The organism is Candidatus Woesearchaeota archaeon, from assembly GCA_018302225.1.
Classification (GTDB): Archaea; Nanobdellota; Nanobdellia; order SCGC-AAA011-G17; family JAGVZY01; genus JAGVZY01.
In genome coordinates this window covers 1-23,625 of sequence record JAGVZY010000002.1, presented here as the reverse complement: position 1 = coordinate 23,625, position 23,625 = coordinate 1, and the positions used below count along the sequence as shown (strand labels likewise).

Sequence of the window (23,625 nt, the reverse complement as noted above, 5' to 3'; positions counted from 1 at the left end):
GCCTCTCGAAAAAAATATATTATAGCCTACCAACGGTGGTTGGGGTTGATAAGCCATAATGTTATTATCCGAACCACTTACCTAAACCTTCTTGTTTATCTGAATCCTTACTAAATACACTTTCAATTCTTCTTTTAACAAGATCTAAACTTTGTTTTAAATAAGGGGGCAAATTATACCTCTTGGCTAAGCTCAAAGCAGGTTCTAAATATTTAACTATACTTCCTTCAGCAATTGTAAATATTATCTTTCCACCACACTTACACTTTCCTGCTAATGGGGGTCTTCTATATTTGTCATTACAAGCAACACATCTAAATTGTTGCATAGAGAATTTCCTTAAATTACCTTTTATATCTCTAATAAAATGTCTTTCAATTATCAATCTTGCAACATCATTTTCATCTACTGCTCTTATCTTCTCAGCCATTTTCATTTGTCCAAGAACTTTATCTTGCATAGAAGGAATTGATTTATAAGCACTACACCTCACTCCATTATTAAAATTTTCAGTATCATGTGTAAACATTGCACCTTCAAATTGTTTTTCAGTATTTAACCAATCAGAATATTTAGTAATTTTTACATCCCAAGGCATTTTATATTCCATTGCTGCCTGATAAAATTCTAAAGGATATTTATCAACAACATCAATATCAAAACACATGTCATCAACTTCAACAGGAATTAAAGTAGAAGTCAATACAATAGGTTCATCTTGTGTTGCCCCTCTATGTGCAGGTAAAAATTTTCTCGAGAAATTTAACAAAGCATCCATCATTAACATTATTCCTGCTTCGTCTCCATCACAATCACGACGCATAAAACTGTGATAAAATGGATGTGTTAAAAATCCTTGAGTCCCAGAAAAACCGATTATCCTTCCCGCTATTCCTGCAGTTGTATGTGGACTTAAACCAATAACCAAATGTCCAACCAAATCCTCAGATTTAGAAGCATTATAATATCTTTCCAAACCATATATCTTCTCAAGCATATCATCAACAAAATTAGAAACTCTCACTAAAACTTTATCAGCACCCTCATCAGGAGATTCTTCACACGCAGGCAAAATAATATCTTGCGCTTTCATTTCTAATATCTGACTTTCATCTTCCAAGGGTTTTCCATAAACATCGAATTCATAACCTAACTTTTTCAGCCTTTCAATCGAAGTCCCAATTTCTTTTGGTTTAAAATGCGTGACCATCATCTCAGTCATATCATATCTTGTAGTTCCATCTTTATTTACATAAATCTCATTTGCTGCTCTAAGAATACCTTTAGCCAAATTCTCAGGTATGTGTGCTTCATTACTTACACCCCTTACACCTTTAATCAAATCAGGATAACCACTCAATTTTAAATTTTTAAGATGGTGAGTCATTAATTCTTTTATATCAATTTTCATTTCTTTGTAACTCATTGCTTTTCCGTGCTTCTCACAATTTTCAGTTTCTATATTAACGCCACACTGCTTACAGAAATAAATTTTCTCAGTTTTCTCACCACAAGAAGGACATAAAGGATAAATTGTTCCTCCACAACGTTTACATTTGTAAATTGGAACTTCTGCAGTAATAAATCCTTTTTCAAGCGCACCCTGTATAGACCTCATCCTTCCACCCTCATTCCCTACAGGAAACAAACCATGAGGACTTCCAGTTAATTGTCTCATTTTTGCTTTCTCTGGTCTTCCCATTCTTGCACCAATAAAATATCCAGATTTATCTCTCAACAAAATCAAATTATTTAATTTTTCTAAAGTATTTTCACCTTTCAAATTATACAATTTTTGAAAATCAATATCTTTATCATAAAATCCTAACGAATATGCGAAAGCTTTAGCATCATCTCCAGAAATTACTGCAAACTCATTTGAAGAATTAACATGTGGCACAGCAATCAATTCTAAAACTCTTTTTACATTCGCACTTGTTTTACTTGGAAAAACAATTCTTATTCCATCAGTTCTATCTACTACTGCTAACTCTAACCATTTTAACAAACTAACAAATTGTTCATCATTGATATCCTTCCAATGGTATGTCCATCTCGGATGCAAGGGGATTTCAAATTTCTCAGACAATTTTCTGGCACTTTCAAAATCAACTTTAAACTTTTTAAAATCTTTAAATAATCCCACAATTATTTCTTTATCTACTCCTGCCAACTCTGCAACTTCTAAAATTCCATATTTTCCCAGCTTTCTCTTAGCTCCCTCTTCAAATTCAACAAACCACCACTCTTCACAATATCCGGGTGGAATTAGCATATGTGCCCTATTAAAAAAATCACCATAATTAACTAAAACATCACCTAAAAATATTATCTCTTGAACTTCATTAACAATTTTTCTAGCTTGTTCTTCATTTTCAACAAAAACCACATCCCCATTTTTTAGTTTAACAATCGGCCCTTCAATAGAATCACAAGAAGCAATAACTGCACTTTTTCCAGGTCTCTCAACTTTAAACTGGGTCCCTATAGCAATATAATTATCCATAATTACCATAGTAGCAGGTGATAGAGCCATCATTGAAAAACCATTTACTCTACTTCTTCCGTATCTTAATCTTAATCCGCCCGTTCTCAAAGGATATGTAACAACAGGTCTTCCTGCAACTAAATCTTTAATAAAATTATAATCAGGTTTTACTTTTTCTTTACTTTCTTCAGTAGTCTTTTTCTTAGCTCTAATATTTTTCTGCAACTTTACAAATTCTTCTAAAAACTCCCAGTCTTTCATTCCCAATTCTTTTTTATACTTATCAAATTTACCATAAAACTTAGAAGCCTTCTGAGTCAAACCTTCACCAATAACCAAACAAACCCCGTTTCTTAACCGATTAGTTGCAAACCTTGGAACATCTTTATAATTATTAACTTCTAAATCTTCAGAACCATCACCATCTATTTGGACAGGTAAATGTTGAATCATAAAAACAATTTCATCTTTACTTGGAAGATACTGCAAATTAGTTATTCTCTCATGATAAAATTCTAATTCAGACGCATATCTATTCACTTCTTCTTCAGTTGGATCATAAACAGCATAACCCATATTTCTTCTAACATAATCAGCAAGTGCAACAAAAATACATGTTGCAGTAGTTCCAGCACTTCTTATTGGTCCTGAAAAAAACAAAGCAAAAAATTCTCCAGTATTATCCATCCTTTTTTTCAATTCTAACCTTACAAAACCTTCAAGTGGACTCGCAACAACACCATTAGTTAAATATGCCAGACCAACTCTCAATGCAACTTCACAAGCTTCTTTCTTATCTTTAAACTTGCAGAACTTTTCTTGTGCAACTTCTAAAGAAATTTGAAATGCTACTCTCCAATCTTGTCCGCCTCTTTCTTTTTCAATTTCAGATATCCTTGCACTTAATTTTCCACCTGTTAAATCCGAAGCAACAACACCGACTAAAGCCTCTACTCTCTCAGCCATATTACTTGCCAAAGGAATTGAAACTTCACAATCAGGATCTAATCCTAAACTTCTAGCTTGATTTGCAATAGCATAAGCTCTATTTACTTCTAACTCAATCTGATCAAAATACTCTTTCATCCTTGCGCTCATTGCAATTTCGCTTTTCATTTTTCTTTAAAAAATAATAGTTCAATAAATTGAACTTTTCATTTAAACCTCAGTTTTAATTTTTTATGGCCTATCGCAGATGGTAGACATTTGTAAAGGCTCGTCTTATTTGAAGTTCAACATCTTCATCTCTCGCGTATTTAAATTTACAACAGTCAATCTTGAAGGATCGGGATATATTCCTAACTTTTCCATATTCTCTGTCCTTCCTTGCCAACAACTACAACCTATCAATGTAATATTATTATATGTAGTTGCAACAGTTCTATGCAAATGTCCAGTAATAAAAAAATCGGGAACTCTCTCAATAACAAGAGGATCTTCCTCAGTAAAAGGAATATACAACGTTGAAGTGTGTGTGGGTGCTAAATGTCTTTTTTGCAATAATAATTTCATAATTAAATCTGTTCTTTTAGTTCCGCCCTGGGATCTTATTTTATCTATTTGATCCCCATAATAAATAAAACTCGAACCATGATAAACTAAAACATCAAATCCAGGAAAAGATTTTGAAGAATGAATATTTACAATTGATGGGTTGCTTACTAATTTTACATTAGGTAAATCATATAACTCAGAAACAAACTCTTTATGCAATGCAGGTTGCGGTTCAGAAATTCTTGTAGAATCATGGTTTCCTGGAGAGATTATCACATTAATATAACTAGGTATTTTTTTTATAACCTCAACAAACTCTTTATATTGTTCATATATATCTTGTATCATTAAATCATTTTCTTGATTAGGATACACTCCGACACCATCAACAACATCACCAACGATAAACAAATACTTTAAATTTTTCGCAACCCTTTTTTGCTCATCACTTCCAATTTCACAATTTACCCACTTCAAAAATTTCTCAACATCTTCTTTCAAATACATCATAGAACCCGTATGAAAATCTGCTGTAAATGCAGCATAAACCTCTTCAGAAGCTTTCCTATACTCTTTAGTCAAAGGCACATCAGGGAATATTAATTCATCAACAAAAACCATTCCTTTCCCTTGTTTTCCCTTCACACCCACAACTTCATCCAAAACAACATACTCTGCTTTTTCAAAAAGATCTTTTCTATTTTTATTAACCAGAACATTAACCTTTCCCGTCAAATCTTCTATTTCAAAAATTAAATTTCCATTTTTAGTAATTCTTCTCCCATTTATCATCCCTATCAGAGCAACACTTTCATTTTCAACATTTTTTAATCTACTTATTGAAATAGCATTTTCTAATTCCATTCTAGTTTGCAATATTTTTTTAAGTGCATCATATCTTTTTCTAAAATAAGAAACAAAATCTTGAACCTCTCTTTTCTGAGAATTTTCAGCATAAGATTTCACAATCACAACATTAGATCCCATTTCATCTTCTGGAAAAGTTAAATCATTTTCTGGCTCTTCAGCCTTGACCAACTTAATCAAATCATTAGAAATATTTCCATTATTTTGTTTATAATTAATAATATTCAAAAAAGTGTCATAGACTTTATTGTCCCTTCCTTTCTCTTGAGCAACTCTCGCTTTCTCAAACTCTTTCCAATTAATATCAGGCATTTTTTCATTTAAAATAATTGAATTAAGAATATCCTTTGTTAAAACCGTTATATTATTACCAAGATGTTTTTCAAGAAGTTTCAAAAAAAATTCACAATCAAAACCAGTAGGTAAATTATCCAAAAAACCGGGACTAATTAAATAGCCTTTAGACATAAAGAAACTGGAAACCTGTTTTTTAAATTCATACTCCTTTCTAATTACCTCATCCTGAGAGTTTTCAGTTTCACTCATAACCCCAAGCCCTCTTTCAACACCTCATTTATTTCAGGAATTGTTGAAGGCGGTACTGCCAAGGAAATTTGTCTTGTTCTTCCATATCTACCTTTACTAATTACCCTAGCATGGATTATACCAAACATGTCTAATTCTCCAAGTATATCACTTATTCTTCTCTGTGTTAAGGGTTTTAAACCTGCATTTTTACAATTTCCCTTATACACTTCAAATACGTCTCCTGTATACAAAGTTTTTTGATTATCTTGTGTAAGAAGTAATATGGCATACAAAGCCATTTGAACTTGCTTTGGTTGACTACTCAAAACTTCAGACACCATGTCTTTTTCAATTTTATCTTCTGCTGCATCAAGATATTTTAAAGAAACTATATTCACATTTTCTCTCTCTGCTAATTCGCCTGCAACCCTCAATAATTCTAATGCTCTCCGTGCATCACCGTGCTCTCTTGCTGCATAAGCTGCACACTTTTCAATAACACCATCTTGTAAAACTCCGTCTCTGAAAGCAACTTTTGCTCTTGTCCTCAAAATATCTTGTAATTGAATTGCGTTATACGGCGGAAAATTTATTTCTTCTTCACTCAAACTACTTTTAACTCTTGGATCTAAGTTATCTGTAAATAATAAATCATTACTTATTCCAATAAAAGCAACTTCAGAATTTTTCAACTCAGAATTAATTCTAGTAATATTATAGAGTATCTCATCACCTGCTTTTTTAACAAGTTGATCTATTTCATCCAAAATTAAAATCACTAATTGCTTTTCTTTATCTATCGCTTCAATAAAAATTCTATAAATCTCATCAGTAGGCAATCCAGTTGCAGGAACATCCTTACCAAAAGCACTTGCAAGTTGTGCCATCAATCTATATTCTGTATCTGCGACTCTTTTCATCTTGCAATTAAGATAATGAGTTTGTAAGGGGATCTTTTTTTCAGCAACAATTTCTTTTATTTCATTAATAACATGCTTAACACTTAAAGTTTTTCCTGTCCCGGTCTTACCATAAATAAAAAGATTAGATGGTTTTTCCAGTTTCAATGCAGGTGCAATTATTCCGGCTATCTGTTTTATCTGATCTCCTCTATGAGGAATGGTATCTGGCGTATAATTAGCTTGCAATGCCTTCTTATCAACAAGCAAAGATTCTTTTTTTAAATAATCTTCAAAGAAACCCGATAAACTTTTTTTTGTCATACTTTCTAGCTTTCAACTTAACTAATATTTAAACTTTATTTCCACATGCATCCCCTCACACCTATATTGCATATGGAACTTAGTAACCCTCAAACCACCTCTTCAAAAAATAATAACTACTAAACAAGAACACCCCCATTTCATATAGAACTACGAAGTTACAACAATCGCTCACTAAAAAAATAAACAAAAATTTTCATTAAAAATAAATAAATAAAATAAATCTAATATCAATATATATTCTCTATCACGAAAAAATTTAAAATACAAGTTCTATAAATATATTATAATTAACTTATAACCTTATTTCTTATGCATATATTTTAAACACAATTTTTTATACATTTCCGCTCATTCTACTATCAAGACCCATATAAACCAAGCTCTTCTCATTATCATATACTTTTTCTTTAGTTTTTCCATAAACCACGCAATTTTTCTCCACTGGAAATCGCCTTTAAATGAAAAAATCCCCCTCCCCCCACCATTAAAAACAAACTGTTCCATGAGAAACCAGGGTGTGGGGGTCTACCCCATCAACTCAATCAATCAACAATTCCAAGAACGATTTTAAGACTTTATTTATAAATAAACTCTTCAGAAAAAAATTTACAAAATCAACTTGTTCTGACTCTAGAGTATTTATATCAAAAGAAAGCTTTAAATAGTAGTAACACACTCAAAAATATTAAATATTTAACAATCTAAGGTGAAAAATATGCCCGCTGAAACTGAAGAAAAAAAATACGCAAGACAAATCGTAGGAAAGACTGTTGTTAGTAAAACCGGAAAAAAATTTGGTGAAGTACAAGACGTTATATTCGATGTAAAAACCGGAGAACTTTTGCAAGTAATATTAAAAAACCCAACAGGTTATGCAGAAGGCCTTGAATTAGAAAGATCAAAAGCCGGAGATTTCCTAATACCATACAGCTCAGTAATCGCATATGGTGACTTTGTTGTAGTAGCAGAAGAAGACATACTATAAAATCTTCTTTTTTCCTTTAATTTATTTATTTTTCTCTATCCAATTTTATTTGTTTCTCCTCAAAAATTGACATAAATATTTAAATACTGCTTCATTACTAATAACAATCTGAAAATGGAATACAAAACAACTGCAGACTTAAAAGTTTCTTCAAAAATCATAGATCAAATCATAGGGCAAGAACACGCAGTAGAAATTGTAAAAAAAGCAGCAAAACAAAAACGTAACGTTCTTTTAATTGGAGAACCTGGAACAGGAAAATCCATGTTAGCACAAGCACTAGCAGAACTCCTCACTCCATCAGCACATTTAGAAGATGTTCTTTGTTTTCCAAATGAAACAGATCCAAACAATCCAAAAATAAAAGTCTTCTCAGCAGAAGAAGGACAAAACACAATTACAAAAACAAGAATGATTTTAGAATCAGGCGTAGCAATTAGAAGATTCTTTTTATTCTTTATTGGTTTAATTTTCATGATTGGTGTAGGCTATTTCCTCTGGACAACATTCAAAAACTCAGAATACATTCCTTTAGTAATCACAAGCGGTCTAGGAAATATTTTGTGGTTAATTATTATTGGAAGTTTCTTATTAACTCGTGGACCAGGAATGATGAAATCAATTGGTGGCCTTGCAATGCTACCTAAACCATTAATTACTCATAAGAAGACAGACCCTGCACCATTCATAGATGCAACAGGTGCACATGCTGGTGCACTTCTTGGCGATGTACTTCATGATCCTTTACAAACAGGTGGTTTCGGAACTCCAGCACATGAAAGAGTTATGCCTGGAATGATTCACAAAGCAAATCAGGGAGTTTTATTTGTAGATGAAGTTGCAACTCTCTCGCCAAGATCACAACAAGAATTATTAACAATTATGCAAGAAGGAAAATATTCTATTACTGGACAATCAGAAAGATCTTCAGGTTCTATGGTTAGAACAGAACCAGTTCCTTGTAAATTTGTTATGGTTGCATCTGGAAATGTAGAAACAATTCAACATATGCATCCAGCACTGAGATCAAGAATTAGAGGATATGGTTATGAAATTTATATGAACACAACTATTACAGACACTCATCAAAATAGAAAGAAATTTGCTCTTTTCGTTGCACAAGAAGTTAACAAAGATCAAAAAATTCCACACTTCACAAAACAAGCAGTTGATTATATTATTGCTGAAGCAAAAAAACGTGCAGGCATGGCAAATAAATTAACACTAAGATTAAGAGAACTTGGTGGTTTAATTAGAGCCGCAGGAGACTTAGCAACAGAATCAAAAAGTAAATTTGTTACAGAACAACACGTTCAACAAGCAATGAAATTAGCAAGAACTCTAGAACAACAAATGGCAGACGAATATATCACACTCAAAAAACAATACAATGTTATTTCAATAAAAGGAAAATTAGTGGGGCGTGTTAACGGCCTCGCAGTAATTGGTTCTGGCGCAGCTTACTCAGGAATAGTTTTACCCATAGAATCAGAAATTACTCCGGGTGGAAAAAGAACAGAGTTTATTGCAACAGGAAAATTAGGTGCAATAGCAAAAGAAGCAGTAAAAAACGTTTCAGCAATTATTCTAAAGAATTATGGTGAAGATATAAAAGAAAAATATGATATTTATGTACAATTCTTACAAACTCACGAAGGTGTAGAAGGAGACTCAGCTTCAATAGCTGTAGCAACAGCAATTATCTCTGCACTAAAACAACTCCCAGTAAGACAAGATGTAGCAATGACTGGCTCACTTTCAGTTAGAGGAGAAGTTTTAGCAATTGGTGGAATAACTGCAAAAGTAGAAGCAGCCATAGAGGCAGGAATAAAAGAAGTTATAGTTCCAAAAGCAAATGAAAAAGATATTTCACTCTCACCTGAGCTTTTAAAGAAAATTAAAATTACACCAGTAACAACAATTCATGAAGTTCTAGCTCATTCATTAGAACATAAAAATAAAGATAAAATATTAAGCGTTTTCAACAAGAAATGAATTCAAAAATATTAATCAAATTTGTAAAACCTTTATACAAAAAGAAAGACAAATTACATAACTTTTTACATATTCTTAAAATAAAATCCAATCTTAAAAAATTAAAGCCAAAGAAAAATTTAGATCAAAATAAATTAGAATTTATTCTTTATTTTCACGGATTAAAAGATTATGTAAAACAAAATGAATTTTTAATAACCAAAAAGTTCGATCTCTCAAAATCTTATTTACATGCACTTTACAGGCACACCAAAAACCCAAAATCAATAGAAGAGAAATTAATCCATGATGCAAACCTCTTAGATAATGTAGGAAAAGCGGGTTTAAAAAAATGTATTGCATATGGAAAACTAATAGGAAGATCAAAACAAGACTCAATAGCTTATTTCAAATCAGCAATAAAAAAAGTTAAATTCTACACAAAACAAGGTTAGTCTTACCACCTCAACACCCCAACCATTCTTTCAACATCTTTCCTATCAATAATAATTCTTGTATCAGTATAACAACTCCAAGTTTCATAAATATTTATTCCATGCTCACCAAATAACCCATACAAATAACTCAGCACACCAGGAGTATTTTCTATATCTTCACTATTTTCAAAACAAATCTCAACACAATCTTCAATTGCAATTCTCCACATTCCAATTCTTTCCTTTATTTTTTCAAGATCTTCCATATTACCTACTAAAGTTAGATTTTTGCCTTGAAACATTTCAACCTCGAAGTCTTTTAGCAAATCCATTGTTTTGTAATAGTCAAAATCTAAATGAATCACAAATCGTTTGTTATTAACACTAATCTTACTTTGACTCAGAGTTTCATGAACATTCTTATTAGTATCAGAAATCTCACCTGCATATCTTACACAAGCCATCTTAACAGCATTGAAACCTTTTCCAACAATTCCATTTTCTTCAAGGATTTCACGAGCTAAAGAACTATAATTTACCAACCCTCTTTTCAAAGACTCTCTTATTAAAGGGTGCTTTTCTATATGCTCCCTTGCCATTAAAGCAAAATCGCTCATTAAACCCTATAAAATCAAACTTACTTATAAATCTTACTTTTAGAACACAATTTGTTATATTTAGAACAAATTGAAAAGAAAAATAAGTCTTTCAGACCAAAAACAAAGCAATTTTTATCCTTATCTAGCTTAATACAGCTTTAAAATGCCTCTTTCATGACTTTAGCAAATATACAAAAAATAAAAACCTCTTCAAAAACCTTATTTTAACTAAAAAATCTCAATTCTATTAACCTCCTTAAAACCCTAAAACAAAGTTTATAGCACTTTAACCCTGTAAAACCATGTATTTAGCCCTTTAAAAGTCTTAAAAACACAAATTATATAAATAACCTTGCTGAAAATATGTTTAAAGCTATTATACGCAAAAATGCGAGGTGGAAAAAAATGGCAGACTTATTAGTTGTAAAGGCAAAAATAAAAGATCATGCAAAAGGATGTAATGTTGCTGGAGACTTTGCTGAAGCATTATCAGATGTTGTAAAAGTAAAGATAGAAAGAGCTTGTGAAAGAGCTAAAGCAAACGGAAGAAAAACAATCCAACCAAAAGATCTTTAAGAATATTACTTCTTTTTTTCTTTTTTTTCTTACCATTTAAACACACAAGAAAGATTTATATAATCATCATCTAACCTAATTTTCGGTGATAAATAATGCCAATTTTAAGTTTTAATATAAACAAAATAGATTTAGAAAAGAAAGAATCCACAAACAAGCCAGTTAATGTAAAAAGTAATCTCAATGTAGTGAACGTAAAAGAAGCCAATATAGAAATTTCAAAAGAAAAACAACCTCTAGCAGATGTTTCATTTGAATTCTTAGTTACCTATGAACCTAATGTAGGCTTAGTAAAAATAAATGGTTCTTTGTTATACACTCATGAAGCCAAAAAAGTAAAAAAATTCATAGAAGACTGGAAAAAGAAAAAAGATGTTGACAAAGACATTATGGAAACAATTCTTAATACTTGTTTAAGTAGATGTTCAATAAAAGCATTATACTATGAACAAGAAGTTGGTTTACCACCACATCTAAAACTTCCAAGAGTATCTCAACAAGACAAAGCCAAAGATTATATTGGCTAGTTTTTTATTTTAATTCTACAAGGCAATTTATTTTTTATAGTCTATAGCAGATGGATAGTATTAATACAATCAACTTGTTGAGGTAGCTTCAACCAGTTGAACCTAAGGGTTCGCCTTATAGTCACATCTCATCAGGAGCATCTATTCCAAGCAAACCCAAACCATTTCTAACCGTATTTCTAAAACCATTTACAATCATCATTCTAGTATTGGTTATTATCTTATTTTCATTAATCACTTGGCATTCACTATAGAATTCATTAAACAACTTAGACAGTTCATACAAATACACTGCAACTATATGAGGTCTTAATTCTTCACAAGCTTTCTCAGCAATATCTTTAAATTCACCAATTTTCTTTACTAATCCTTTTTCTTTAGAAGTCTGTATCAATTTAAAATCGGCAATTTTAATATTCAACCTACCTTTTCTTAATATTGAACACGCTCTTGCATGAGTATATTGAATATACGGTGCAGACTCACCATCAAAACTCAATGCATGCTCCCAATTAAAATTAACATTCTTATCAGGCGAAACTTTTAATATAGCATACTTCAAAGCACCATAACCAATCATCTTTCCAAGTTCATCTAACCTTTTTTTATCCATATTATGATATCTTTTTCTTAGCTCTTCCTTGGCTTTTTCAAGCAGCTTTTCCCTAAATTCTCCCAACAACACTACATTACCTTTTCTAGTCGCCATCTTACCTTCATCTAATAAAATAAAAGAATAATTAACAACCCTCGGTATTTTATCTCCATATCCTAACAATTTTAATGCTCCTACTATTTGTTTAAAATATAGTTTCTGATCTTCACCCAATATCAAAATATTATTATCAGAAGATTTCATTTTCTCCTCAGTATAAACCAAATCTCTTAAGGGATATAACGACGTTCCATCTTTTCTAGTTAATACTAATACAGGAGATTTCATACTATTTTTCAATTCAATTTCATTATCTTGATTTAATACATTTCTGCCTTCCCTATCTTTAAACAATTTCTTAGTTTTACTCAACCTATTTAACACATCATCAGTTTTCTTATTAAACAAAAATTTCGACTCATAATCAAAACTATCAAACTTTATACCTATTTCTTCTAAACTTTTACTCTGGTTTTCAACACAAACCTTAACTATATCACCAAAAAGTTTGATTACTTCCTTATCTCCATCTTCAAAGCTCTTTAACAACTCAAAAGCCCCTTGTTCGATCTGAGAATCTTCTTCAGCCTGCTTATTTATTTCAATATAAGCCTCAAGGATATTATTAAAATCTAATTTTTCCAACTCTTTAGCTCTAACAGCCATTACAAGCAAAGCAATCTGTTTACCCACATCATTTACAAAAAAATGGGTCTTAACATCATACTGTTCAAAATTCAATATTCTTTTAATTGAATCTCCAATCAAAGAGTTTCTAGCTCTACCAAGATGCAAAGGCGCATTAGGATTAGATGAAGTATGCTCCAGCAAGATTTTCTTTCTTTTACCAATACCTTTACTTCCATAATCTCCTTTCTGTGCTTCAGTCAAAACTTCTTCAACCATGCTTTGCATAGGGACAAAAAAATTAACATAAGGACCAACTGCAACAACCTTATCAAAGATCTTTTTCTTTCCATGTTTACTAATCTCTCCAACAAAATCCAAAGCAATCTTAATGGGGGATTTTTTCAGTTCTTTAGCAAGTTTGAAACAAGGTAAAGCAAAATCACCGTGCTCTTTATTAGCTGGTATTTCAACATCTTCAATAGAGAAATATTCCTTTTTAGCCACACCATTTATTACTTCAATAACTTTCTCTTTGTAATTCATATTACCTCTAAAAATTAAGTTCCTTTTAATCTTTTCTAAATTTGAGACGTGATTAAAATTTCTATGCACACTCTATGCACATCTTATGCACTTATGCACACAAAGCTTTTTTAATCCCAAAAGCATTTAATATTCGTTGAGAAATATGGATAAATTAGACACATCTTTCGAAGAAAACGTTAAAATCGCCTTCAAAAAGGCAAAAGAGCATAATTTTTTACTTGAAAAAGAGATTAAAGCCGATAGAGAAGCAATAATCTCTCTTATTAATGAATTTAAGCTTCTTAGAGAACAAATAAAGACTAAAGATGAGCCTTTAGTTGAAAATAACCCTATTTTAATCAAATCCAAAGAAGTTCCACAGGAAACAAGGGGGTCTATTCATTCATTCATTCATTCATTAGGCATTCATTCACTAAACATTCAGTCAGAAGTCAATACAATTTTCAAATCCCTAACTAAAAAGGAATTTTTAACATTCCTAACAATCTATCAATTAGAAGAAGAGGGGCTTAAAACGACTTATACTGCAATTGCAACCAAAATGAACCTGTCTGAAGGCTGTATCCGTACCTACATAACTGCCCTTTTCAGAAAAAAAGCCCCAATAACTAAAGTTAAGCAAAACAACAAAATAGCCGTAATAGCCATTCAGGACAGCTTTAAAAAGCTAAATATCAAAGATAAACTAATAAACCTGTATTACAACTTAGATCCTGAACAAAAAACCCTAGATACAATGCAAACTTCTAGTTCTGAAGTAACTTCTTTAGAAAGTCAAAAAACCCTTTAAATATGTTTTACAAGGGTTTTCCGCCCTATAACTTAATAGATATTTAGATCTTCTCAAAGTTTAATTTAAGTTGTTTAATATTTTAAAACGAAATAATCTATAAAACTAATTTAAAAGACGGAATAACCTAAACTGAGTTAATTAAAGCCTTCAAATCCTTAAAAGAACTCTCTCTTTAGATCTGTTAATAAAACCGTTTATAGAACCCCTATTTTTAGGTTAAACTCTCACTTTTGCTAGATTTTTATTTTTGCAGTAGAAATCTGTTCTTTTTTTTACTAAAACTCTCAAAGTATTCCAAAAATATCAATCTTTCAACGAACATACCCTCACTTTGCCCTAAAAATGCCTATTTTAACTTACTTTTTACTTATTTCTGCTATCTTAACCCTTTTAGAACCCTCACTTTTGCCCATTTTTACCAAAAAACACTAAAAAATCCTCATTTTATCTCTTTTTGGCTTGTAAAATGCACTAAAATGAACCCTCACTTTAGCCAAAAACCCTTAATTTTACCAAAAAATGACCTATTTTTACCCTATCTCCACCCCCAAATCCTCACTTTTGACTAAAATCCTTAAAAAACCCTTAAAATAGCCTAAAAACGGCTATAAATTAGCTACATACTCTAAAACTCTTTCAAAACGAGGCGTGATTAACGCGTCACTCACGTCTATGACGCGTCACTCACGTGTCACTCACGTCTATCACGTCTCAGAAAGATTTAAATATAAGCCCTACTTTTACCGATTTAAATGAGTTTTTGGTTTTTCAAAAGAAAAGAGGAAGATCTAGCAAAGAAATTGAATGCTTATATGCAGCCAATAGAATCAAGTCTAAAGAGCTCTTTCTCAAGAATAAAACAAGACATGTCCGTCCTATCAAAGAGCCAAAAACAAATAATTGAAGACTCAGCATATCAAAAAGAGATTAATTACCAAATTATAGACAGATTAGAAGCAATAGAGCAAAAACTAGGAATAATAGAATCAGAACCAAAAGAGAATATTCACCAAATAACAAGAATAAAGCAAGTACAAGAAACCCAAAACTCAACCAAAACTCCCCAACAAGGGCAGGTTCCCCAGGGTCAGTATTATCAAAAATTCAACGCAGACCCCTGGGACAGCCTCACCCCTGTACAAAGGGCAATACTTACAAAGATTGGTTTGTTAATGACAGAAGGTGGACAAGAATCAATTCCAATAAAATATCTTGCAGAAGAACTTTATCCCAAAAAAGATTATGAAGATGTTCGTTCAATGCTTTCAACTTACATTGATATTCTAATTGAATTTGGTCTACTAACAAAAAAAAGAAAAGGACGTCAAACTTATGTTTATTTAACAGACAGAGGATATTCTTTTCAAGATACCATCACAAAGAAAAAACTTAAAAAACCAATAAAAAATCATACAGAAAATGAATAAAATCTTAAAAATTTTAACATTTGTAGGATTAGTTCCAGTAACTGCCGTTTTAGTTTCTTATATTTGTGAATATATTTTACATCTAAAAACATTTTCAACTTCATTTTTAATTGTAATGTTAATCATTGGTTTAGTTGTTGCCATCTCATGTTCAATTTTTTTCAAAACAAAATCTGCAATAGGTTTAGTTTTTGCATTTTTACTAGTTCCTTACATTTCATTTATATTAGGGCCAATTGATATTTACATGGTTGATGATAATTTAGCACAAGGAATTCAAGTAATTGAAGTGCGTCCAACAATAGAAAAAATAGAATTTACAGAAACAACACAAGGTCAAATAACCGCCTTACAAGGCCCTAAAACACTTAAATTACACCCAGGTGAGAATGAAGTATATTTAGGATCATTATCTCTTGTAGCAGGTTCTTATACAGAAATGAAAGTATTTTTAGGAACAATAGAAGTTGATTTAACAATTGATATTGAAACTTTAATTAATCCTGATAAATATATTCCAACAGATGTTCCACAAGATTATACACTAGATAAAACAATATATTACAGAGCAGTTGCAGAAGCATTAGGTGGAACATTAGAAGGATTACAATTGCATTATACTTACAAATTAGATCCAATGGAAATTCCAGTTCCAATTGCATTCCCCTATCCAACAGGAACAGGTGGACCAGATGTTATTTTAGATATTATTTTAGGTGAAGATGGACTTCCAAAAACAATACAACCTAAATTAAATTTCCCACCAGGAACTCCAATTCCAGAACAAGTTAAAAATATGATTATAACTCCTAATACTTATGTAGATATAAATGCCTTGCAAAATAAATATCAATCAAAAGCAGAAACACAAGCTAAAGGCCTTGCAGAGCAAGAAAAACAAAAAGCAACCTCAAATATTCCCATACCAAACATTTAATCAAAAATCAAAAGTTTTAATCACATTCTAAACTCCTTTTTTTGCAAGTTTTATATTCTAAAATAATAAAATTTTATTTAAATTTATAAACAAAAAATATTTCTTATTTTAAAATAGTTACAAAAACAAAATCTATATAAGCAACATCATTCTAAAAAATCATAACGGCATTGGTAAGTTAGTAAACGGCTTAAACCCTTTAAAACAGGGTTTCTGCCTCTTTTTAATTTATTTCTAAAAAATAATTTTTTAGTTAGTTTTATTAAGTTTAAACATTAATTCTCAAATATGCCTATCAAAACAGTTATTGAAGCTGAAGAGATTATAAAAGATTTAGAAATAGCATTACGTTGTACTTCTCACGGAAAAGGAGAAAATAGATATCCTTTAACAGACAAAGAATTAGACTTAAAATTAAAAATTTCTAAGCAGAGAATGGCTCTAGAACAATATCTTAAAGAGATTTATAATAATTCATTTCCAAGAGTAATCGTTGAAATTCCTATTTCAGAAACACCAGATAAGTCTGATATCACTAATGTATTTAATATTTCAAAAGAAATAATCTCAAAATATCCTAATATCTCAAAAATAGCCCTAAATTTTAAAATGCCTCTTAGCCCAGATTCAGAACAATATAAAACCCTTCAAAGTGCCAATTTTTCACTATATTTTGATACTCTTGATGTTAAGTATAGCAATTCCTTAAAATTATTAAACCTAAATAACATCTCTTATGAATCTTTTAAAGAGCTAGCAAACAAGTTAGCATCTCGTTTCACATTACCTTTCTTTAGAGAGTTACACATCGATTCTCCCTCAGAAAATTCTTTAGAAAAATCCATTTCTTTAGGAAGCCATATACTCTTAAAAGATATATTAAATCTTATAGAACAAGGCATTACTAAAATAGAACCTCCAATAATATATTCAAACGAAATAGCCTTAACTTACAAGAATATGCCTACACTATCTTTTTATGAGCTTGAAAAAATTAATAATAACTTTAATGATATTCATGAAAAGATATCCTTTTTTAGATATGACACCTTTGACTAATTTCTAAACATTAGTTTTTTAAACTTTAACCATTAATTCTCAAATATGCCTATTGAAACAGTTATTGAAGCTGAAAAGAGAATAGCCCAACTTGAAGCACTTTATCACAATTATTATCAAGATAAAGACTTTTCACCTGAAGATATAAAGCGAGTAGGATTTAATATAGATCCAAATGCTATTCACACCCAATCCTTAATAACCCTGCATAAAATGGCCTTAGAGCAATATTTACCCACTTTTTATCCAAATGGTTTCCCTTATGTATCTTTTAGAGGAAATATGACTCCTAATCAGGTAAATGAACTAATTAGATTAAAAGAACCTGCTTTTAACACACTCTTATTTCAATTTTATAAGGGCATAGACGGAGAAATTACTGCTTTGGGCTCAGGAATATGTGATGTAGGTTTGTCGCTTTATGGTTCTAAAGAGGATCTAGATGATGCCTTGGATAATAGGGCAATATTATCTCATTTTATTAAAGAATTCAACCTACCAGAAATTCAGACTGGAAGTACTAAAGAAATAAAGCTAAAAGGAAAAGGCGAAGACCTTAAACCAGCATTACATAAATATTTCATACTTAAGCACACAACCTATAAGGGGGGAATATCCATAAACTTGCTTCTTGATCAAGAACATGGTCTCAATAAAATTAACAACCTTTATTTTGAAAATTTCCCAACAAACGAATTTTATGAACTTGTCAAAAAAAACCCTTCATGGGAACATGAACGAAGTGATATTTCTTTTAATTTCAAAAACAAAACTTATAGTGGGAAAGAAATCGTTTTATCTGAAGGTAAAACCTAACTTACCCCCTCCTTTTACCCAAACTTAACCTAAAAACGTCTATTTCTATCAAAACCTTTCATTTAGCCGTTAAAACACCAAAACCTATTTAAACTCTGACTTCGTACAATGTCTATTCAACGAACTGGACCAAAAGTTATAAAAGTTCATGAAAAAGGCAGGTAAAAATGACAAAAGTTAAAGGTGTAATTGCTGCAGCTGGTTTAGGTACAAGACTTAGACCCTTGACTAACGAACTGAACAAACACTTAGTTCATATGTATAATTCTTTGATGGTACATTCTCCTTTAGATATTTTACTCAAACAAGATGTTAGAGATATAACTTTAGTAACTTCTGAAGAACATATATCTCAATTCAAAAAGTATCTTGGAGATGGAAGAGACTTTGGAGCACATATAGAATATACTGCTCAAACTAAAGAAAAAATGGGTATTGCAATTGCCATAGATTCAGCAGTTAAATACACCTCTAAATTTGAAGGTAAATATTTAGTTGTTTTAGGAGATAATTATTTGCATGACCAAGCAAAAATACCTGAACAAGCATTTACAGATGATAACTCTTACATTTTAACTGTTCCAGTTGAAGAACCTAGACACTTTGGTTGTCCTAAATATAATGAAGAAGGTAATTTAGTAGATCTTATAGAAAAACCTCAAGGCATTCCACCAAGTAATAGAGCAATTACAGGTATTTACATTTTCCCTGCAAGAGATTTAAGCAGTAAACTTGCCTCACTTAAACCTTCAGCTAGAAAGGAGTATGAAGTTACAGATCTAAGTAAATCTTATTTATTAGAAGGAAGATTAAAAGAAATTCAACATGAAGGGTTATGGATTGATTCAGGAAGTTCATTTGATCACAGATTACAAACTATACTTGCTCAAGCAGTAAAAAGTGTAGGCTATAGGACTGTTGAAAGAATGCTTAAAGATATTAAAGATTACAATTAAAATTTAACTAAAATGCAAAAGGAAGAGGTGTTAAAAAAGATAGAAGTAGAACTTAAGATACAAGGTAAAAGCCTCAGAACTGTTAGTTCTTATGTTTTTTATAATACTAAATTCTTAGAATTTATTCAAAAAGACCCAGAATCAATAACTACCGATGATATTAAATTATTTTTATCACATTTAATCTCAGATAAAAATTATGATACTTCTACAATGTCTTTGGCTATATCCTCTTTAAAGTTCTTTTATGAAGCAATACTAAAAAAACCTATTTTTACAGACATTAAAAATCCTAGAAAATATAGAAGTATTCCTGATATTCCAACAAAAGACGAAATTAAACATTTAATTGATTCTTCAGAATCTCTTAAGGACAAAGTTATAATTAGTTTACTTTACTCTTCAGGATTGAGGGTTTCTGAATGTGTTAATTTAAAATTAAATGATCTTAACATAGAAGAAAAAACTGGATTATTAAAAAAAGGTAAAGGTAAAAAAGACAGATTCTTTATTTTATCAGATATTTTAATCCCCGATTTAAAATCTTACATTGAATTAATAAAAATTAACAATAGTATATTTTTATTTCCGGGAAGAAATCCGCATCAACCGTTGACTGCAAGAGCTGTACAATTAATAGTTACAAAAACCGCTCAAAAATCTGGATTAAAGAAACATATGCATTGTCATTTACTTAGACATGCTTTCGCAACGCACCTTTTAGAGTCTGGAACAGATATAAGATTAATACAAGAATTACTTGCACACTCAAATTTACAAACAACTCAGTTTTATACTACTGTAACAAGAACCCAGCTAAAACGTGTTAAATCGCCTTTAGATATTGTTTAATTATACTCAGAATATCTTTAATCAAAGCTTAAATATTTTAATCTTTTAGTAATTATAATCTCTCATCTTAGCTTAAATATTTTAATCTCTTATAAACTTAAATATTATAATCTGTGCTTAAAATATTTTATCTTAAATAAATCAAAAGATTTAATCAATAATCAAAATATTAATATAATAAAACTTATAATTTTTGATTAAATAATTTAATCCCAAATATAACTAAATATTTTAATCATTAATAAAATATTGATATACTTTTCATTTTTTAAAAATTTTTTTCAAAAATCTAAATTTTTTTCTCAACTACTCGTTAATCATCAAAATTTCGTCGAAATACGCCTAAAAAATAGAAATGTTTTTAAATAAAGGCGCCTATAATTAATTAAAATAGTATTATTAACATTATTGAATAAAAAAAAGAGGTGAATTTATAATGGCAAAAAAGAAAGCAAAAAAGAAAGCTAAGAAGAAGAGATAAAATCTCTTCACAATTTTTCTTTTTCTTTTTTTATTTTTTAACACCCAAAACAAATCATTTTACACACTATCCAAATAAATTATTTATTAGAATTCTAAAGAAGATCTTTTATTTTTTGAATAGATTCAGCGATTTTCATTCCTTTTTCAGTAAGCGCAATTGTTTTTATTCTTCCTTGCTTCTGAAAAACAACTAATTTTGCTTTTTCCATTTCTTGTAATATTTTTACAGTATGAGAATAAGTACAGTCAACCTCTTTTGCAAGAACAGAACCATACCTGCTCTTAGCTTCTCTCTTCAAACTAAGTAATAGCATTGCAGGTTTTTTCCTGAAAAATACTTCAAATACATCCCCCTTCTTGACCATAGAAATTTTGATAAAGTTGTAATATATAAATATTTGTATATTTTACAAGATATATTTATAAACCTCTATAATCCATTTAAATTAGTTAATAAACTAAAACAAAATGTTTAAAAAAAGAACAACTAACTTTAACTTATGCTTGATATAAAGTTCATAAAAGAACATCCGGAAATAGTAAAACTTAATCTTAAAAAACGTTTTAAAGAGGATAAAATCTCTTTAATAGACAAAGTAATAAAAAACCACGATTCTTGGTTAAAACTAAAAAAAGACTCAGAAGAACTAAGATGTAAGAGAAATCAACTTTCTGAAGAAATAAACGAATTAAAGAAAAAAAATGAATCTATTAAAAATTTAATTAGAGAAGTGCAAGAAATTCCTGATAAAATAAAATCTTTAGAAGAAAAACAATCAAAAATTTATGAAGAAATGCAATCTATTCTTACACAACTTCCAAATATTTTAGATAAAAATGTTCCAATTGGGAAAGATGCTTCTGAAAATAAAGAAATAAAAAAAATTGGAAAAATAATAAAACCCAAATTTGAATTATTAAATCATGTGGATTTAGTAGAAAAAAGAAATCTAGCAGACTTTGAACAAGGAACCCTAGTTGCAGGAAAACGTTTTAATTTTTTAATTGGAGATTTAGCATTATTAGACATAGCAATTCAAAGATACGCTATTGATTTTTTAACAAAAAAAGGTTTTACTTTTTTAGTAACTCCATTAATGTTAAATCGAAAATCTATTGCCGGTGCAGTTAATCTCAATGACTTTGAAGATGTCATTTACAAAGTTGAGAATGAAGATTTATATTTAATTGCAACAGGAGAACATTCGTTAGTCAATTATCTTCAAGGAAGAACTCTAACCAAACTTCCAATAAAACTATGTACTCTCACACCTTGTTTCAGAAAAGAAATTGGTGGACATGGTGTAGATATGAAAGGTTTGTTTAGAATGCATCAATTTTACAAGGTTGAACAAGTTGTTTGTTGTTTACCTAAAGATTCAGAAAAGATACATCATGAAATGGAAGCTATAACAGAAGAATTTTTTACTAGCCTAGGAATACCCTTTAAAGTAATAGAACTCTGCTCCGGAGACTTAGGAGATAAATTCGCAAGACAATGGGACATAGAAGCATGGTTCCCAAGACAAGAAGCCTATAGAGAAATAACTTCTGCAGGTAATTGTACAGATTATCAATCAAGAAAATTAAATATAAAATATGATATTAATGGAGAAAAAAATTTTGTTCATCTATTAAACAATACAATGGTTGCAACGTCAAGAGCAATAGTTGCCATTCTAGAAAACTATCAAAATCCTGATAGAACAATCATAATTCCAAATGTTTTAGTTCCTTACATGAATGGAAAAAAGAAAATATGACAAAAATATTAGCCGCCGGAGATATACATGGCGATACTTCTTTAGCAAAAAAACTCGCAGAAAAAGCAGAAAAAGAGAAAGTTGACTTGGTAGTTCTTTGCGGAGATATAACTGATTTTGATAAAAGTACAGATAATTTAATTGGACCTTTTGTAAAAAAGAAACAAAAAGTTTTACTTATTCCCGGAAATCATGAAGGATTAGCAACAGCAGATTTTTTTGCAGAGATGTATGGTGCAACTAATTTGCATGGATATTCATTTAAATTAAAGAACCTTGGATTATTTGGATGTGGATTTGCAAATTTAGGCTTAACCAGATTAAATGAATTGGAAATTTTTAATATTCTTAAAAAAGGAGATAAATCTCTTAAGGGTTCAAAAACAAAAATTATGGTCACACATGTTCATCCTGCGGGAAGTAAAATAGATAAATTTTCTAAAACTGCCGGCATAGTTCATCTTCCAGGAAGTACTGGCGTAGAAAAAGCAATTAAAACTCTCAAGCCCGATATTTTGCTTTGTTCACATGTCCATGAGGCAGAAGGTATAGAAGAGAAAATAGGTTTTACGCGTGTTATTAATGTAGGTAAGAAAGGTAAGATCATTATAATTTAGATTAGTTTTAAAAGCTTTAATTAATTTCTAATTCTATGGATTCATTTATACTAACGGGAAACCCAATAAAAGAGATAAATCTTGAAAATGAGCCCCAAATAGCCAGTTTTACCTATCCAGATATGTTATATAAAGGAGATAATTTAGGAAGAAATATTGTTAGTACCATAAATAAAGATTTTGAAGGAACTCCTGCTGCTTTTAGTAAATCTGAAATTCAAGATATAGCTAATAGTGGTGTAATTAAATATTCAAATTTTTATAGAGCCGCCATAATCTCTAAATATTTAGATGAAAATAAAATAACTAATTTACATTTATTAGGATTAAAAGAACTTATTCAATATATTCAAACAAATAAAATTCCTGAATTAAGTTCAACTTATGCAG

Annotated in this window: 21 protein-coding genes; 15 read left to right on the top strand and 6 right to left on the bottom strand. The window is 30.3% G+C overall.

Annotation, left to right across the window (positions count from 1 at the left end):
• Positions 1–64 precede the first annotated feature (64 nt).
• The 3 genes from J4403_00180 to J4403_00170 form a co-directional block, all read right to left on the bottom strand.
• Entirely contained in the window at positions 65–3,604 is a 3,540-nt protein-coding gene (locus tag J4403_00180; GenBank protein MBS3166609.1) for a DNA polymerase II large subunit, read from the bottom strand.
• Positions 3,605–3,709: 105 nt separating this feature from the next.
• Entirely contained in the window at positions 3,710–5,395 is a 1,686-nt protein-coding gene (locus J4403_00175) for a metallophosphoesterase (protein MBS3166608.1), read from the bottom strand.
• A complete protein-coding gene (locus J4403_00170; protein ID MBS3166607.1) occupies positions 5,392–6,600 on the bottom strand; it encodes an ORC1-type DNA replication protein in 1,209 nt (402 codons plus the stop codon). Before J4403_00170 ends, J4403_00175 begins: the two co-directional genes overlap by 4 nt.
• 718 nt (positions 6,601–7,318) lie before the next feature.
• On the opposite strand from J4403_00170, the gene J4403_00165 reads away from it, so the two are divergent.
• From J4403_00165 to J4403_00155, 3 genes are all read left to right on the top strand, one after another.
• Positions 7,319–7,588, top strand: a complete 270-nt coding sequence (locus J4403_00165) for a PRC-barrel domain-containing protein (GenBank protein MBS3166606.1) — start codon at positions 7,319–7,321, stop codon at positions 7,586–7,588.
• Positions 7,589–7,702: 114 nt separating this feature from the next.
• Positions 7,703–9,583 (top strand): ATP-dependent protease LonB, encoded by a 1,881-nt coding sequence (gene lonB, locus J4403_00160; GenBank protein MBS3166605.1) that lies wholly within the window; start codon positions 7,703–7,705, stop codon positions 9,581–9,583.
• A complete protein-coding gene (locus J4403_00155; GenBank protein ID MBS3166604.1) occupies positions 9,580–10,017 on the top strand; it encodes a hypothetical protein in 438 nt (145 codons plus the stop codon). The genes lonB and J4403_00155 overlap by 4 nt, the downstream gene beginning before the upstream one ends.
• Positions 10,018–10,019: 2 nt before the next feature.
• Here the strand turns inward: J4403_00155 and J4403_00150 are convergent, their stop codons facing one another.
• On the bottom strand, positions 10,020–10,616 hold the full coding sequence (locus J4403_00150) for an ACT domain-containing protein (GenBank protein MBS3166603.1): 597 nt from the start codon (positions 10,614–10,616) through the stop codon (positions 10,020–10,022).
• A gap of 387 nt (positions 10,617–11,003) precedes the next feature.
• Here J4403_00150 and J4403_00145 point away from each other — a divergent pair, with 387 nt between their 5' ends.
• Positions 11,004–11,174 (top strand): DUF1931 domain-containing protein, encoded by a 171-nt coding sequence (locus J4403_00145; GenBank protein MBS3166602.1) that lies wholly within the window; start codon positions 11,004–11,006, stop codon positions 11,172–11,174.
• Between the two features lie 95 nt (positions 11,175–11,269).
• The gene (locus tag J4403_00140; GenBank protein MBS3166601.1) at positions 11,270–11,701 is read left to right on the top strand and encodes a hypothetical protein; all 432 of its coding nucleotides are present in this window, start codon (positions 11,270–11,272) and stop codon (positions 11,699–11,701) included.
• Between the two features lie 121 nt (positions 11,702–11,822).
• Here J4403_00140 and J4403_00135 read toward each other — a convergent pair whose 3' ends face one another.
• Positions 11,823–13,529 carry an arginine--tRNA ligase gene (locus tag J4403_00135; protein MBS3166600.1) on the bottom strand — a complete coding sequence of 569 codons (1,707 nt, stop codon included), beginning with the start codon at positions 13,527–13,529 and terminating at the stop codon, positions 11,823–11,825.
• Positions 13,530–13,674: 145 nt separating this feature from the next.
• Between J4403_00135 and J4403_00130 the strand changes: the two genes are divergently transcribed.
• From J4403_00130 to J4403_00100, 7 genes are all read left to right on the top strand, one after another.
• Positions 13,675–14,322, top strand: a complete 648-nt coding sequence (locus J4403_00130; GenBank protein MBS3166599.1) for a response regulator transcription factor — start codon at positions 13,675–13,677, stop codon at positions 14,320–14,322.
• A 755-nt stretch (positions 14,323–15,077) separates the two neighbouring features.
• Positions 15,078–15,752: a hypothetical protein gene (locus J4403_00125; GenBank protein ID MBS3166598.1), complete on the top strand. Its 675-nt coding sequence runs from the start codon at positions 15,078–15,080 to the stop codon at positions 15,750–15,752.
• The gene (locus J4403_00120) at positions 15,745–16,689 is read left to right on the top strand and encodes a hypothetical protein (protein ID MBS3166597.1); all 945 of its coding nucleotides are present in this window, start codon (positions 15,745–15,747) and stop codon (positions 16,687–16,689) included. Before J4403_00125 ends, J4403_00120 begins: the two co-directional genes overlap by 8 nt.
• A 288-nt stretch (positions 16,690–16,977) precedes the next feature.
• Positions 16,978–17,748, top strand: a complete 771-nt coding sequence (locus tag J4403_00115; protein MBS3166596.1) for a hypothetical protein — start codon at positions 16,978–16,980, stop codon at positions 17,746–17,748.
• Between the two features lie 45 nt (positions 17,749–17,793).
• Positions 17,794–18,564 carry a hypothetical protein gene (locus J4403_00110; GenBank protein ID MBS3166595.1) on the top strand — a complete coding sequence of 257 codons (771 nt, stop codon included), beginning with the start codon at positions 17,794–17,796 and terminating at the stop codon, positions 18,562–18,564.
• A gap of 167 nt (positions 18,565–18,731) precedes the next feature.
• On the top strand, positions 18,732–19,520 hold the full coding sequence (locus J4403_00105) for a hypothetical protein (GenBank protein MBS3166594.1): 789 nt from the start codon (positions 18,732–18,734) through the stop codon (positions 19,518–19,520).
• Between the two features lie 12 nt (positions 19,521–19,532).
• Positions 19,533–20,372, top strand: coding sequence for a tyrosine-type recombinase/integrase (locus tag J4403_00100; GenBank protein MBS3166593.1), 840 nt, complete (start codon positions 19,533–19,535; stop codon positions 20,370–20,372).
• A gap of 575 nt (positions 20,373–20,947) precedes the next feature.
• Here the strand turns inward: J4403_00100 and J4403_00095 are convergent.
• Positions 20,948–21,220: a winged helix DNA-binding protein gene (locus J4403_00095; protein ID MBS3166592.1), complete on the bottom strand. Its 273-nt coding sequence runs from the start codon at positions 21,218–21,220 to the stop codon at positions 20,948–20,950.
• Positions 21,221–21,355: 135 nt separating this feature from the next.
• On the opposite strand from J4403_00095, the gene serS reads away from it, so the two are divergent.
• The 3 genes from serS to J4403_00080 all read left to right on the top strand — a co-directional run.
• The gene (gene serS / locus J4403_00090; GenBank protein MBS3166591.1) at positions 21,356–22,618 is read left to right on the top strand and encodes a serine--tRNA ligase; all 1,263 of its coding nucleotides are present in this window, start codon (positions 21,356–21,358) and stop codon (positions 22,616–22,618) included.
• Positions 22,615–23,235 (top strand): metallophosphoesterase, encoded by a 621-nt coding sequence (locus tag J4403_00085; protein ID MBS3166590.1) that lies wholly within the window; start codon positions 22,615–22,617, stop codon positions 23,233–23,235. The genes serS and J4403_00085 overlap by 4 nt, the downstream gene beginning before the upstream one ends.
• Before the next feature lie 35 nt (positions 23,236–23,270).
• Positions 23,271–23,625 (top strand): hypothetical protein (locus J4403_00080; GenBank protein MBS3166589.1); only part of this gene is annotated, 355 nt, incomplete at its 3' end.

What these genes read in the sequence shown, in the direction of transcription:
- J4403_00180 (MBS3166609.1), bottom strand. Translation starts at nt 3,604, where the DNA reads ATGAAAAGCGAAATTGCAATGAGCGCAAGGATGAAAGAGTATTTTGAT.
- J4403_00120 (MBS3166597.1), top strand. Translation starts at nt 15,745, where the DNA reads ATGAATAAAATCTTAAAAATTTTAACATTTGTAGGATTAGTTCCAGTA.
- J4403_00150 (MBS3166603.1), bottom strand. Translation starts at nt 10,616, where the DNA reads ATGAGCGATTTTGCTTTAATGGCAAGGGAGCATATAGAAAAGCACCCT.
- serS (MBS3166591.1), top strand. Translation starts at nt 21,356, where the DNA reads ATGCTTGATATAAAGTTCATAAAAGAACATCCGGAAATAGTAAAACTT.
- J4403_00105 (MBS3166594.1), top strand. Translation starts at nt 18,732, where the DNA reads ATGACAAAAGTTAAAGGTGTAATTGCTGCAGCTGGTTTAGGTACAAGA.
- J4403_00140 (MBS3166601.1), top strand. Translation starts at nt 11,270, where the DNA reads ATGCCAATTTTAAGTTTTAATATAAACAAAATAGATTTAGAAAAGAAA.
- J4403_00165 (MBS3166606.1), top strand. Translation starts at nt 7,319, where the DNA reads ATGCCCGCTGAAACTGAAGAAAAAAAATACGCAAGACAAATCGTAGGA.
- J4403_00100 (MBS3166593.1), top strand. Translation starts at nt 19,533, where the DNA reads ATGCAAAAGGAAGAGGTGTTAAAAAAGATAGAAGTAGAACTTAAGATA.
- J4403_00145 (MBS3166602.1), top strand. Translation starts at nt 11,004, where the DNA reads ATGGCAGACTTATTAGTTGTAAAGGCAAAAATAAAAGATCATGCAAAA.
- lonB (MBS3166605.1), top strand. Translation starts at nt 7,703, where the DNA reads ATGGAATACAAAACAACTGCAGACTTAAAAGTTTCTTCAAAAATCATA.
- J4403_00110 (MBS3166595.1), top strand. Translation starts at nt 17,794, where the DNA reads ATGCCTATTGAAACAGTTATTGAAGCTGAAAAGAGAATAGCCCAACTT.
- J4403_00155 (MBS3166604.1), top strand. Translation starts at nt 9,580, where the DNA reads ATGAATTCAAAAATATTAATCAAATTTGTAAAACCTTTATACAAAAAG.
- J4403_00130 (MBS3166599.1), top strand. Translation starts at nt 13,675, where the DNA reads ATGGATAAATTAGACACATCTTTCGAAGAAAACGTTAAAATCGCCTTC.
- J4403_00170 (MBS3166607.1), bottom strand. Translation starts at nt 6,600, where the DNA reads ATGACAAAAAAAAGTTTATCGGGTTTCTTTGAAGATTATTTAAAAAAA.
- J4403_00085 (MBS3166590.1), top strand. Translation starts at nt 22,615, where the DNA reads ATGACAAAAATATTAGCCGCCGGAGATATACATGGCGATACTTCTTTA.
- J4403_00115 (MBS3166596.1), top strand. Translation starts at nt 16,978, where the DNA reads ATGCCTATCAAAACAGTTATTGAAGCTGAAGAGATTATAAAAGATTTA.
- J4403_00175 (MBS3166608.1), bottom strand. Translation starts at nt 5,395, where the DNA reads ATGAGTGAAACTGAAAACTCTCAGGATGAGGTAATTAGAAAGGAGTAT.
- J4403_00135 (MBS3166600.1), bottom strand. Translation starts at nt 13,529, where the DNA reads ATGAATTACAAAGAGAAAGTTATTGAAGTAATAAATGGTGTGGCTAAA.
- J4403_00125 (MBS3166598.1), top strand. Translation starts at nt 15,078, where the DNA reads ATGAGTTTTTGGTTTTTCAAAAGAAAAGAGGAAGATCTAGCAAAGAAA.
- J4403_00095 (MBS3166592.1), bottom strand. Translation starts at nt 21,220, where the DNA reads ATGGTCAAGAAGGGGGATGTATTTGAAGTATTTTTCAGGAAAAAACCT.